Origin of the sequence: Pyxidicoccus caerfyrddinensis, from assembly GCF_010894405.1 — a bacterium.
In the GTDB taxonomy this organism is placed as follows: Bacteria; Myxococcota; Myxococcia; order Myxococcales; family Myxococcaceae; genus Myxococcus; species Myxococcus caerfyrddinensis.
The window spans coordinates 80,020-92,378 of the sequence record NZ_JAAIYA010000006.1 but is presented as its reverse complement, the minus strand read 5'-3'; the positions used below and the strand labels follow the sequence as shown (position 1 = coordinate 92,378).

13 protein-coding genes are annotated in these 12,359 nt (G+C 70.8%); 4 read left to right on the top strand and 9 right to left on the bottom strand.

Going from position 1 to position 12,359, the window contains the following annotated elements; all coding sequences use genetic code 11:
• The first annotated feature begins 141 nt into the window (after positions 1 to 141).
• Positions 142 to 2,460: a TonB-dependent receptor gene (locus G4D86_RS15800; protein WP_163994422.1), complete on the top strand. Its 2,319-nt coding sequence runs from the start codon at positions 142 to 144 to the stop codon at positions 2,458 to 2,460.
• Positions 2,461 to 2,471: 11 nt separating this feature from the next.
• Here G4D86_RS15800 and G4D86_RS15795 read toward each other — a convergent pair whose 3' ends face one another.
• The 3 genes from G4D86_RS15795 to G4D86_RS15785 are packed head-to-tail and all read right to left on the bottom strand — an operon-like array spanning position 2,472 to position 4,410.
• Positions 2,472 to 2,903, bottom strand: coding sequence for an arsenate reductase ArsC (locus G4D86_RS15795; RefSeq protein ID WP_163994420.1), 432 nt, complete (start codon positions 2,901 to 2,903; stop codon positions 2,472 to 2,474).
• On the bottom strand, positions 2,900 to 4,033 hold the full coding sequence (gene arsB, locus G4D86_RS15790) for an ACR3 family arsenite efflux transporter (RefSeq protein ID WP_163994419.1): 1,134 nt from the start codon (positions 4,031 to 4,033) through the stop codon (positions 2,900 to 2,902). The genes G4D86_RS15795 and arsB overlap by 4 nt, the downstream gene beginning before the upstream one ends.
• An 11-nt stretch (positions 4,034 to 4,044) precedes the next feature.
• A complete protein-coding gene (locus G4D86_RS15785) occupies positions 4,045 to 4,410 on the bottom strand; it encodes an ArsR/SmtB family transcription factor (protein ID WP_163994417.1) in 366 nt (121 codons plus the stop codon).
• Between the two features lie 202 nt (positions 4,411 to 4,612).
• On the opposite strand from G4D86_RS15785, the gene G4D86_RS52895 reads away from it, so the two are divergent.
• Positions 4,613 to 5,707 (top strand): hypothetical protein, encoded by a 1,095-nt coding sequence (locus tag G4D86_RS52895; RefSeq protein WP_240360274.1) that lies wholly within the window; start codon positions 4,613 to 4,615, stop codon positions 5,705 to 5,707.
• A gap of 93 nt (positions 5,708 to 5,800) precedes the next feature.
• Here the strand turns inward: G4D86_RS52895 and G4D86_RS15775 are convergent, their stop codons facing one another.
• The 4 genes from G4D86_RS15775 to G4D86_RS15760 all read right to left on the bottom strand — a co-directional run bounded on the left by G4D86_RS15775 (position 5,801) and on the right by G4D86_RS15760 (position 7,751).
• A complete protein-coding gene (locus G4D86_RS15775; RefSeq protein WP_163994415.1) occupies positions 5,801 to 6,106 on the bottom strand; it encodes a cyclic-phosphate processing receiver domain-containing protein in 306 nt (101 codons plus the stop codon).
• A gap of 84 nt (positions 6,107 to 6,190) precedes the next feature.
• The gene (locus G4D86_RS15770; RefSeq protein WP_163994413.1) at positions 6,191 to 6,526 is read right to left on the bottom strand and encodes a TipAS antibiotic-recognition domain-containing protein; all 336 of its coding nucleotides are present in this window, start codon (positions 6,524 to 6,526) and stop codon (positions 6,191 to 6,193) included.
• Between the two features lie 78 nt (positions 6,527 to 6,604).
• Positions 6,605 to 6,838, bottom strand: coding sequence for a hypothetical protein (locus G4D86_RS15765; protein ID WP_163994411.1), 234 nt, complete (start codon positions 6,836 to 6,838; stop codon positions 6,605 to 6,607).
• A 31-nt stretch (positions 6,839 to 6,869) separates the two neighbouring features.
• Positions 6,870 to 7,751, bottom strand: a complete 882-nt coding sequence (locus tag G4D86_RS15760) for a 2-oxo acid dehydrogenase subunit E2 (RefSeq protein WP_163994409.1) — start codon at positions 7,749 to 7,751, stop codon at positions 6,870 to 6,872.
• Positions 7,752 to 7,890: 139 nt separating this feature from the next.
• Between G4D86_RS15760 and G4D86_RS15755 the strand changes: the two genes are divergently transcribed.
• Together G4D86_RS15755 and yjjJ are read left to right on the top strand one after the other, a co-directional pair.
• On the top strand, positions 7,891 to 8,829 hold the full coding sequence (locus G4D86_RS15755; RefSeq protein WP_163994407.1) for a DUF1684 domain-containing protein: 939 nt from the start codon (positions 7,891 to 7,893) through the stop codon (positions 8,827 to 8,829).
• A gap of 24 nt (positions 8,830 to 8,853) precedes the next feature.
• Positions 8,854 to 10,155 carry a type II toxin-antitoxin system HipA family toxin YjjJ gene (gene yjjJ / locus G4D86_RS15750; RefSeq protein WP_163994404.1) on the top strand — a complete coding sequence of 434 codons (1,302 nt, stop codon included), beginning with the start codon at positions 8,854 to 8,856 and terminating at the stop codon, positions 10,153 to 10,155.
• Positions 10,156 to 10,176: 21 nt separating this feature from the next.
• Here yjjJ and G4D86_RS15745 read toward each other — a convergent pair whose 3' ends face one another.
• Positions 10,177 to 11,577 carry a hypothetical protein gene (locus G4D86_RS15745; RefSeq protein WP_163994401.1) on the bottom strand — a complete coding sequence of 467 codons (1,401 nt, stop codon included), beginning with the start codon at positions 11,575 to 11,577 and terminating at the stop codon, positions 10,177 to 10,179.
• Between the two features lie 188 nt (positions 11,578 to 11,765).
• Complete coding sequence (locus G4D86_RS15740) at positions 11,766 to 12,347, bottom strand: type 1 glutamine amidotransferase domain-containing protein (RefSeq protein WP_163994398.1); 582 nt, start codon at positions 12,345 to 12,347, stop codon at positions 11,766 to 11,768.
• Positions 12,348 to 12,359: the final 12 nt, after the last annotated feature.

Sequence of the window (12,359 nt, the reverse complement as noted above, 5' to 3'; positions counted from 1 at the left end):
CAGAACGGGCGCGAAGGCTCTCGGTGGGCGCCCGTAAATGCCTGGCTGCTTGCGGGTTTCGTGAGGCAACCGTGATGGAACGGTGAGGAATGCGTCCCTCACGCGGGAGCACGCTCGCGGTCCGCAGAAAGGGATTCGAGCATGCGCATGTGGGAGTGGTGCCGGGCCGTGGGAGTCCTGGCGGTGTTCCTGGCGTCCGGGGCGCTCGGCGCCGAGGGGCACGGGGTCATCTTCGGCACGGTGAAGGATGCCGCGACGTGGGTTCCCGTCGCCGACGTCGTCATCACGGCGACCTCACCGTCGATGCAGGGAGAGCAGACCGTGGTGACGGATGCGCTGGGGGAGTACCGGATTCCGGGACTGCCTCCGGGGACGTACACCGTCCGGTTCGAGAAGGAGCTGCTCCGGCCCTACGCACGAGCCGATGTGCTGATACGGGAGGGGTACTCCACGCGCCTCGACGCGTCGCTCATTCCTGAAACTCTCGGAGAAGAGGTCGAGTTTGGCTGTGGCCCACCGACGATCGACGTCGGCAGCACGAAGACGGGCCAGGATCTCTTCCTCGAGTTCGACCTCTACGGTGTGGTGAGCAGGCCCTCGGGACCTCTCGGCGCGGCGCGCTCGGCCGAAGACCTCGCTCCATTCGTCCCCGGCGTGCTGGACGTGACGGAGGGCCTGTCCATCAACGGCGCCTCCGTCTTCGAGAACGAGTACCGGCTGGACGGCCTGTCCATCCGCGACGCGGTGCTGGGACTCAATGCCCTCTCCCTGGGCACCGAGCTGACCTGGGCTGGCAGCATCGTCACGGGTGGATACCTGCCGGAGTCCGGCCATGCCACAGGTGGGCGCCTGGAGACGATGACCCGGTCGGGCTCCAACGAGCTGCACGGCTCCGTCTTCGCCTTCTGGACGCCGGGCCTGCTGGAGGGGCGCCGTGCGAGCAGAGGACTCGCGAGCCAGGACACACTCAAACACCAGGGGGACTTCGGTGCCACCCTCGGCGGCCCGGTGCTCGAGGACACGCTCTGGTTCTTCGCGGGAGTCACCCCGGCACTGAGCCGCGTGGAGCGAACGCGCATCCTCCAGGCTCCGGGCGAGGATGGGAGCAGCTCGCGCACGTTCGACGACGCGCGCAGCCTCCAGGCCGTGGGCAAGCTGACGTATCTCATCAACCAGGACCACAACGTGTCGCTGACACTCGTCACCGCGCCCTCCTCGCGGGAGGACTGGAGCGCACAGTCGATGCTGACGGCGCTTCACCACAGCGGCGCGCTCGTGGACAAGAAGGTGCTGCTCGATGTCCACGCGGGCTGGCTGTCCCAGCGGGTGACCGGCATGGGGGACCCCACGCTGGACCGCTATCAGGCCAATGCCAGGGTCCTCTGGTGGGCACGATGGCTGGGAACGCACACGGTGAAGGCAGGCGTGGACACGGAATGGCTCGTCTACGAGCGGGCGGGTTCGCGGACTCCCAGCACCGTCCTTGGCGGCTTCGTGCAGGACAGTTGGAGCCTCGCCAACCGCCTCACCCTGAATGTCGGCGCCCGCTACGACATGCAGCGCCTCGAAGGCGGTGCGGCCGGCTCGGACCCCGTCACCAGCTCCCGGCTGTCGCCCCGCGTGGGCCTGGTTCTCGACCCGGGGGGCAACGGCTGGATGAAGGTGTTCGCCCACTACGGGAGGTTCCAGGGGCTGATTCCGCTGGGGCTCCTGGACGCACCGGCCAGCGGGTCCGACCCGGTGGCGGAGGTGACGCTGGACCCGGACCTCGCCCCCATGGCCTCCCACGAGGTCGTCACGGGACTCGAGTACGAAGTCCTGCCGACGGCCGTCCTCGGCGGAACCTATACGTACCGGGAGCTGGAGAACGGGCTCGCGCTCGTGCCCCGCACGGATGGAAGCGGTGTCGTGCTCGGCAATCCCGGCGCCGGACTCGCCGCGGATTCGCAGCGCACGGCTCGCACCTATCATGCGGTGACCGTGGAGCTGCGCCTGCCCTACATCGACGGCTGGCTGGGACGGGTGGGCTACACGTGGTCGAAGCTGACCGGCAATTTCGTGAGCCCGTTCGCGGTGTGGGACGGACTCGCGCCGATACAGCGACTGCCGCTGGACAGGCCCCACGTCATTCGCGCCTACGGGGCCCGGGAGTTCCGCTTCGGCCCCGATGACAAGCTGCGGGCTGACGTGGGCGCTTCGTACCTGGGAGCGTCGGGCCTGCTGCTGGAGGGCGCCGAGAAACGCACGCCGTGGGTGCAGTCGTTGGATGTGTATCTCGGCGTGCGGTACGCACTCCGCAAGGGACATGACGTGACGTTCCGGCTCGACGCGTTCAACGTCCTCAACGCCCAGGAGCCAGCCCAGGCGGAGGCGCGTGACGCCTCGGAGGGTGTGGCTCCCGTCACCGTACGCTACCAGGCGCCACGTCAGGTGCGCTTCGGGATGCGGTACGACTTCTGAGGCTCGCGAGGCTACTCGGGACGCACGGGGACACTCCGTCCCTCGCGGCTCCAGCCCTCGCGCTCCACGAAGCGCGCGATACGCGAGGCCACCTCGTCGCGGATTTTCCGCACGTGCTCCACGGGCTTGCCCTTGGGGTCCTCGAGCGGCCAGTCCTCGCGCTTCAGTCCCGGCACGTAGGGACAGGCCTCACCGCAGCCCATGGTGATGAGCCACCGGGCGTCCCGGGCCAGCTCGTCCGTGAGGCGCTGGGGCCGGGCACCCGACAAGTCGATGCCCACCTCCGCCATCGCGGCCTGCACCTCCGGGTGCACCCGCTCGCCGGGCTGCGTGCCAGCGGACACGGCGCGGGCCTTCTCCGGGTCCGCCAGCGCATTGAAGAAGGCCGCCGCCATCTGCGAGCGGCCGGCGTTGTGCACGCAGGCGAAGATGACCGTGCTCATCGTGAGACCTCACTCGTATGGGACGGTGGCGCCTTGTCGTCGAAGCGGCGGGGCAGGACGGCCTCGCCCGACGCGGGGAAGAGCCGGCGCTTGAGCCACAGCGAGAGGTACACGAGGGCGATGAGCGCGGGCACCTCGATGAGCGGCCCCACCACGCCCGCCAGGGCTTCCCCCGAGGCCATGCCGAAGACGCCCACCGCCACCGCGATGGCCAGCTCGAAGTTGTTGCCCGCCGCCGTGAAGGAGAGGGACGCCGTCTCCTCGTAGCTGAAGCCCAGCCGGCGCGAGAGGAAGAACGCGCTGGTGAACATGATGCCGAAGTAGACGAGCAGCGGCAGCGAGATGCGCACCACGTCCAGCGGCAGGCGCGTGAGCTTGTCCCCCTGCATCGCGAACATGAGGACGATGGTGTAGAGCAGCCCGAGCAACGCCGTGGGCCCCAGGCGAGGTAGGAAGCGCTGCTCGTACCAGGCCTCGCCCTTGAGTCGCGTGAGCCCGAGCCGCGTCAGCGCTCCGGCCACCAGCGGCACGCCCAGGAAGATGAGCACGCTCTTCGCGATGCTCCCCATGGACACGTCGAAGGCCGTGACATCCGCGCCAAGGGCGCCCGGGATGATGGTGAGGAAGAGCCAGCCCAGCACTGAATAGAAGAGAATCTGGAAGACGGAGTTGAGGGCGACCAGCACGGCGGCCACCTCGTTGCTGCCGCAGGCCAGCATGTTCCAGATGAGGACCATGGCGATGCAGCGGGCCAGGCCGATGAGGATGAGCCCGTTGCGGTAGTGCGGCAGGTCCGGAAGGAAGAGCCACGCCAGCGCGAACATCAGCACCGGCCCCACCACCCAGTTGAGCACCAGCGACGTGGTGAAGAGCCTGCCGCGCGCGCGCAGCCGGCCCAGCTCGCCGTAGCGCACCTTGGCCAGCACCGGGTACATCATCCACAAGAGGCCGATGGCGATGGGCAGCGACACGGTGTCCAGCTTCACCGTGTCCAGCCGCGCGCCCAGGTCCGGGAAGGCCCGGCCCAGCCCGATGCCCAGGGCCATGGCGGCGAAAATCCACACCGGCAGCAGCCGGTCGATGACGGAGAGCTTCCTGACGATGCTGTCGGCGGGAGCGGAGGTGCTCATGGGGTCCTTCGTCACTTGCAGGCGTTGGGGCCGCGGGATTCGAGCAGGCGCTTCACGTCCTCGCGGAGCACGTCCCGTCTGGAGAAGGCGGCCACGAGCGCCTTGAGCTGTGCCCTGCACACTTCGTCCAGTTGGGGCGCGAGCTGGTAGTAGACCCAGCTCCCTTCACGGCGGGCCTCGACGATGCCGGCGTTCTTCAGCACCGCGAGCTGCCGGGAGGTGTTCGACTGCGTCAGTCCGAGCGCGGACTCGAAGTGGCAGACGCACAACTCGCCGTGGCTGAGCAGCGCGACGATGCGCAGGCGGGTCTCGTCTCCCAGTGCCTTGAAGAGACGGGAGGCGGAGCGAACATCCAGGGCGGCGATGGCGGCTGGCATGACGACATGAGCATATTGGAATGTCGTGGTTCGGCAACGGAGCGGGGTGTCACATCTGCGTGACAGGTGCCCCAGCGCAGGCCGTGTGACTCCCGCTCCGAGGCCTGGCATGCGGCCGTGCTGTCGCATGGCGCGTTCGATGCGCGCTTGTCGCCCCGCTCCCGGACCTCACCTTTGCGAGGGGAAGGGAAAGGAACCGACCATGCGACGCGCGATTACCACTGCGGCCCTCGCCTTCAGCTTCTTGCTCTCGACCGTGGGGCTCGCCCAATCAGCAGGCGGCAGCTCAAGCGGCGGCGCGGCCGCAGGTGGAGCCACGAGCGGCGGTGCCGCTGGCACCCAGGGTGGCGCGGGCACATCCCAGACGACGGAACCGCAGGGCACGACAGGCACCACGGGCGCGGGGACGAGCACGGGCGCGACGACCGGCACGGGCGGCTCGGGTACCCGTGACTCGGATGTGAGCGGCACTGGCACGGGCGGCTCGGGCACCAGCGACGCGGATGCGAGCGGCACTGGCACGGGCGGCTCGGGCACTAGCAGCTCGGACGTGAGCGGCACCGGCACGACTGGCACTGGTACGACTGGCACCGGCACGACTGGCACCGGCACGACTGGCACTGGCACGACTGGCACTGGCACGGGTGGTGGCGGCACCAGCGGTGGCGCAACCGGCGGAGGAACGAGTGGCGGCGCGACCGGCGGAGGCGCGTCCGGCGGCGCTACGGGTGGCGGTACCAGTGGCGGTGCAACGGGTGGCGGCGCCAGCGGCGGAGCGGCAGGGAGCGGTGGCACTGGCGGTGGCGGAGCGAGCGGTGGCAGCGCGAGCGCCGCGGGTGCAGCGGCGGCCGGCATGACCCGCGACTCGCAAGAGCTGGCCCGACTCCGCGCCCAGGTGCAGGAGCTCCAGCGGCAAGTGGACGAGCTGCGACGCACGACCTCCACGGCCACGGGCACCGGTGGCTCGGGCACGGCGGGCTCGGCGCCCGCGGCGGACCCGAACACCACCGTGGTGGCGAGCGTCCTCATGCAGGGCCAGGTGGCCGCCACGTCGAAGGACCGCATCCAGCTCCGTGACTCGGAGACCGGCGACCTCTACACGCTGTTCGTGGGTGACAAGACGCGCGCCACGCAAGGCGGCCGGAGCATCTCCGTGCAGAGCCTCCGCGCGGGCACTCCCGTCCAGGCCTCGTTCAACCTCGCCGCCGACGGCGACAGCTACGCGACCCGCATCCAGGTCGTCCCGCAGGCCCCGCAGGCCCCCCAGAACCGGCAGGTCAGGCCCCGGACCCGATGAAGTGAAGCGCGCCCCACGCGCGTCCCACTCCGGGCCGCCAGGAGGGAGCTGTCGACCCTCCTGGCGCCCCGGAGGCTTCTTTCAGGAACACCCTCACCCTTCCCCGCGCTCACGGAAGAAGCGCTCGATGCGCTCGATGGCCAACTCCATCTTCGTGCGCGCGGAGCTGTTCGCCGAGTGCACGCGCAGGCGCGGCGGCACGAAGCCCCGCGTCGCCACGGCCTCCTCCACCCAGAGCAGAACGTCGTACCCGGTGCCGTGCGCGTCATCCCCGAGGTCATGGTCCAGGCTCAGCTCCGTCACCTGCCCGCCTTCGAGCAACGTGATGGCCTCCTCGGGCCACCGCACCGGCACCCATCCCTCGGGCGTGGGGCGCTCGTCATCCAGGTAGACCTTCATCGCCGTCCACTCCTCCGCCAGGAGCGTGACGCTCCCAGCCCGGTGTCCAGGGACGTCCCGGCACACGGCGGCTGACCTGCGGCCCTACTCCGGCTCATCCAGGCTCGCCATCGCCTTGCCGAGATAGCCGAAGAGCTTCGGGTCCACTCCATGCTTCGCGGCCCTACCGGGTTCCTGCTGATGCACCGCGCGCAGCCACGACTCGAGGCCGGGGTCTCCGCCAGTGAAGACCCGCACCAATTCCATCCACCGCTCTGCCAGGGAACGCACCGAGGCGTGCGCGGGGTCGGTGCCCCGGTCCATCTCCTCGCGAACACTCGCGATGACCCGAGGCCACTCGGTCATGACCTCGTGGAGGGACGCGTCGTCCAGCACCTTGCCGCGAGTCTCCCTCGAGGGGGAGTCGTGCTTCTCGAACATGGTCGCCACCTCATCCCGCCACGACGGTGCGGCGGAACGAGCCAGGTACACCCTCACGTCACGTGAGGCTCAAGGGGTTCAGCGCCCCTCGTCATCCGAGGGCGTCCCACCCGCGAGCCGCCGCAGCTTCGCGGCGAAGGGGCTCTCCTCGCCCGCCTTCACGGGGCCCCCGGCCAGACGCTGCCGGCGGGTCATCGCGAGCGAGCCCTCGGCCGGGCCCTCGATGGCCTCCTTCTCGTAGCGGTCCTGCCCACCCAGCGCGCGACCCACGGGGCGGGCGGAGTTGATGCGTCGGTTCGTATCCACGGGCATGACGGTACCTCCAGGAGCGACGAGCCCCTTTCTACCCCACCGCCGTCCCGCTCGCAGCCCCCCGGGGTTCCCCACCGGGAGCCGCGGTCGGCGCCCCCCACGTGCCTTCCGGGTCCTCCAGCGTCGCGCCGATGTGGCGCAGCACCCGGGCAATCAGCTCCACATCGAGGAGGCGCGCGTCCCACGTGCAGGTGAGCGCCATCTGACGGCCTGGCACCAGCACGCCGTCCTCCACCACGGGGACGCGCCGCACCGCGCCCGGGGCCAGCAGCAGCGGCACCCGCGTGTACGGCACCATCGCCACGTAGCCCCGCTCCAGCCCCAGCGAGCCCAGGCTCGTCACCGCCACGGAGCCGAACGGGTCCCTCGGCATCCCCACCCACCGCAGGTCCACGTTCAGCGTGAACCAGACGAAGGACAGCAGCCGCAGCGCCAGCCCCATGAACAGCCCGGGGATGCGGTAGGAGCGGCGCTTGCCCCGCTCGATGACGGCGTCCCGGCGCGCGCGCACGTCGGAGATGCGCGACTCCATCTCCTCCACGAAGGCGCCCAGCGACAGCGTGTCCGCGCGGTGCACGGTGGCCGTGGTCAGGTCCGCGCGGCCCGTCTCCGCGGGCTGCACCACCAGCACGCAGACCCCCACGTCCCTGCGCAGCGAGGGCCGGTTCCACCGCAGCAGCACGTTGGCCTCGGGGTACTGGCGCAGCGCATCCGCGGCGGCCTTGGCCACCAGATGCGTCACCGTGAGGCGCCGTCCAGTGAGCGCGCGGTACGCCTCCAGGTACGCGAGCGCCCGCTCCATGCGCACCTCCAGCGCCGCGTACGCGCTGGGGTCTCTCGGCGAGCGCCACGTGCCCAGCGCGAGCTTGCGGAAGGCACCGGGCGGCGGCGCTGGCTTCAGGTCGAGGTCCACGCGAAAGCCCGGCTTCGCACGGAGGGTGTGCGCCGTGCAACCGTGGCCGGCACCGAGCGCCTGCGCCGCGCCCGGCGTCCTGTTAGACAGGGGTCCACCGGAGCCGCAAATTGAGGCTCCCCCTTCCGAGGCACCCGACATGACGCCGTTCGCCCTGGCCCTGTCTCTCGCCCTCCACGCCGCGCCGGCCGCGAAGGCCGCGCCCGCGCAGCCCCGTCCCGCAGCCGACAAGACCATGACCGCCTCTCCGAAGCCCGCTGCTACCGAAGACATCGCCACGTCCACCCGCGCCTGGCAGGACGAGCGCCTCAAGAACCTCCAGTCCGAGGAGGGCTGGCTCACCCTGGTGGGCCTGTTCTGGCTGAAGGAGGGCGAGCAGACCGCCGGCTCCGCGCCGGAGAGCGACCTCGACTTCCCGGAGGGCACGCCCGCGAAGCTGGGCACCTTCACGCGCAAGGGGAACACCGCCAGCTTGCAGCCCGCGCCCGGCGTCGCGTTCACGCTCGGCGGGAAGCCCTTCACCGGGGGCGCGCTCAAGTCGGATGAGACGGGCGCTCCGGACGTGCTGAAGCTCGGCAGCATGAGCCTCCAGGTGATTCTGCGCGGCGACAAGCTGGGCGTGCGCGTGAAGGACAAGGAGGCGCCCGCGCGCAAGCAGTTCCACGGCATCGCCACCTACCCGGCGAATGCGGCGTGGCGCCTCGACGCGCGCTTCGAGCCCTCGGAGACGCCGCGCACCATCCAGGTGCCCAACGTGCTGGGCACGGAAGAAGCGATGAAGGTGCCGGGCACGCTGGTCTTCACCGTGAATGGCAAGGAGCACCGGCTGACGCCCGTGGAGGAGGACGACAAGCTCTTCATCATCTTCGCGGACGAGACGAACCGCGACGCCACCTACGGCGCGGGCCGCTTCCTCTACGCGGACGCGCCGAAGGACGGGCACGTGGTGCTGGACTTCAACCGCGCCTACAACCCGCCCTGCGCCTTCACGCGCTTCGCCACCTGCCCCCTGCCCCCGCGCGGCAACCGGCTCGCCGCCCGCGTGGAGGCGGGTGAGAAGCGTTACGGGGACCACTGAGGGCGCGGCGACAGGAAACCGTTCATGGCCTCCGTGGAGCAGCTCCTCTCCGTGCTGGGTCGTCAGGCCATGGTCCAGGCCGACGCGCTGGCCCTCCAGCTCGGCATCTCCGAGCCGGTGCTGACGCGGCTCATCGCCGAGGCCGGGGAGGCCGTTCTCCAGGTGGGACAGGGCCCGGCGAGACGGTACGCGCGCACCCGGGCGCTACCGGGGCTGGGGACGCAGCTCCCCGTCCATCAGGTGGATGAGGCGGGGCACGCGCGGAAGTACGGAGTGCTGCACCTGCTCACGGCCGGCCAGCACTGCCTTGAACGGGAGACGGGCGAAGGCGAGCTCTTCGAGGGACTGCCTCCCTTCGCCGCGGACATGAGCCCGCAGGGCTACGTGGGCCGCAGCTTCACGTCGCGCCATCCGGAGCTGGGCCTCCCCGTCCGCATCACGGATTGGAACGACGACCACCGCCTCATCGCCCTGGCGCGCCGAGGCGAAGACTGCGTCGGCGACCTCATCCTGGGCGACGAGTCGCTGAGCCGGTTCCTCGCGGAGGAGCCACGCACGGTCCGCCGCGACAGCTACCCCGAGCTGGCCCGGGCCTCGCTCGCGGGGCAGCCCGGCTCCTCGGCGGGAGGCGAGCAGCCCAAGTTCCTCACGTACGCGGAGGGCCGCCACGTCCTGGTGAAGTTCGCGGGAGGCGATGACAGCACGGCCGCGCGAAGGTGGAAGGACCTGCTGACCTGCGAGCACCTCGCGCACGAGGCGGTCCGCGCCGCCGGGATTCCGGCCTCGTCCACGCGCACGCTGGACCTGGGGGCCCTGCGGTTCCTGGAGGCCGAGCGCTTCGACCGCGTCGGCGTGCGGGGAAGAAAGGCGCTGCTGTCGCTCGGCGCCATCGACGATGAGTACTTCGGCCACCGCGACACGTGGACTCGCGCGGCGCGGCGGATGCTCGACGCCGGAATCATCTCCGAGGAGGACGCACGGCGCATCCGCTGGCTCGACACCTTCGGACAGCTCACCGGCAATACGGACCGTCACTTCGGCAACCTGTCCTTCTTCGTGGAGGGCCCGAAGCAGTTCCGGCTCGCGCCGGTCTACGACATGCTGCCGATGGTGTTCGCGCCCGTGAGCACGAATGTCATCGTGCGCATCTTCGAGCCGCTGCCCCCTACTGAAGACACCCTCGACGTCTGGCCCGACGCCGCCCGTCACGCGGTGGAGTACTGGGCCCGGCTGGCCCGGGAGCCCGCGCTCAGCGGCGAGCTTCGTGAGCACTGCGCGCGCAATCGCGATGCAGTCACGACGCTCGCGCAACGGGCGCCGGTGTAGACCAGCGCCCGGAGCCGGGCCTTACTTCCCGAGCCGGAGGATGAAGGCGTCATAGCCGCCCTCCGGCCCCACCCTCCCCGCACCGAAGTCCGTGGGTCCACCGAAGGCGCCCACGAGGGCGCCCTCGCCCTCCCGCGTGACGGAGACGTCCAGCGCCAGCGCCGCCGTCGAGGGGAAGCCCCGTACCCACCGCAGCGTCCCGTCGATGCGGTCCAGCTTCGCCACGAAGATGTTGTCGAAGGAGCCCGCCGCTCCCGGCAGCACCGTGCGCCCCACCCTGTCCCCGCCTTCGTAGTGCCCGGTGACGAGCACCCCGTCCGCCTGGTCCATCGCCACGCCGGTGCTCGCCCGCGCGAAGTGGCGCGCCCAGCGCTCCTCGCCCGCCAGCGTGTACGCCACCAGGAAGGCATCCGCGTCCAACACACCCGGCGTGTCCGACGCGCGATACGTCCTCCCACCGAAGGTGAAGGCCCCCAGGAAGCTCCCCGTCATCACCACGCGGTTGCCATGCACCGCGACGCCCGAGCAGTCCCCGTCCTCCAGCTCCTGCGCCCACACCACCGCCCCCGTCTCCGAGCCAAGGCGCCGCAGCCCCGTCCGCGTCCCCGTGCTCGGCTCCTCCGAGGACTCGCTCGGCGCCGTGCCGCAGAAGTACGCATCGCCCTGCTCGTCCAGCGCGACACCTCCGCCCTGCGAGGACTCGCCTTCCGCGTGGAGCCACTTCAGCGTCCCATCCGCCCCGTACTTCGCCAGGAAGGCCCGCAGCCCGACAGCGCTCAGCACCTGCCCGCCGAAGTCCAGGCTCCCGTCGTACAGCGAGCCCGACATGAACACGTTGCCCGCGTGGTCCGTCACCAGCCCGTTCGCCAACAGGGCGCCATGCCCCGCCAGCCTCTTCGTCCAGAGCACCCTCCCGGCGCGGTCCAGCTTCATGAAGAAGGCGCCCTCCACCTTCACGGGCGCCGCGCCTTCACTCGCGCTCAACTCCGCGCCCGCTTCACTCCAGCCCGCGAGCAGCACGTTGCGCTCGCGGTCCGTGCCCAGCGCATTCACGGACAACAACCCGCCCTTGCGCCCCTGGAACACGCGCGTCCAGAGCAGCCGCCCGTCTGAAGCGTGCTTCGCGAGCACGACGCCCGGCACCTCCGGGTCGTCCAGGCCCAGCGGCCCCGTCCCCAGGTCCGCGCCCCCGGAGAAGAGCACGGTGGTGAGCACGTTGCCGTCCCGGTCCTGCGTGACGGCCGAGCCGAGCTGCGGTCCCTCGCCCCGGCCGAAGCGCACCCATGTCACCGGGCCGCCGGAGTCTTCGGCCTGCCGCATGGTGCCCAGCGACTCCTCGTGGAGGGGAACCGCATCCTGCTCCAGCGTCCCTCCACACCCCGCCAGCACCACCGCCAGCGCCCACCCCACCGTCGCCCGCATCCCGCTACCTCCCACCCGCACGAAACGAAAAAGCCGGCGGCCCGGAGAGCCCGGGCGCCGGCAGTGCGAATGGGTGTCCATGGCCCGTACGGCCGGCCCCCTGTTCCCCGGGGCAGGCCCCACGTCCTCCAACAACGGACGAGCGCGCGGCGCCTCACCGTCTCACGCCGGGAGAGGCGCCCCGTCCGTCAGTGCACGGTGGGCGGCTGGTCCGACACGGCCTCGGGCGCGAGCGGCGACTCCAGGCGCGGGGCGATGCCTCCAGACACCTGACGTAGCAGCGCCTGGCTGAAGGCCGGCAGGTCTCCGGGGTTGCGCGAGGTGATGATGCCGCCGTCCTCCACCACCTCGCGGTCCACCCAGCGCGCGCCCGCGTTGAGCAGGTCCGTCTTGATGGACGGCCACGAGGTGACGGTGCGCCCGTCCACGACGTCCGCCTCCACCAGCAGCGAGCCCGCATGGCACACGGCGGCGATGGGCTTGTCCGCGCGGAAGAAGTCCCGCACGAAGCCCACGATGCCGATGTCCGTGCGCAGGTGGTCCGGCGAGTAGCCGCCCGGAATCACCAGCGCGTCGAAGTCCTTCGCGGACACCTGCTTCACGGCCTTCTCGGCCTTGAGGGTCTCCTTGCCCTTCTTGCCCTTGAGCTCCTTGCCTGCCTCCACGCCGATGATGACCGCCTCGTGCCCCGCCTTCTTGACGGCGTCGTAGGGGACGCGGAACTCGGAGTCCTCGAAGTCATTGGCCACGATGAACGCGATGCGCGCCATGGGGTGTCTCCC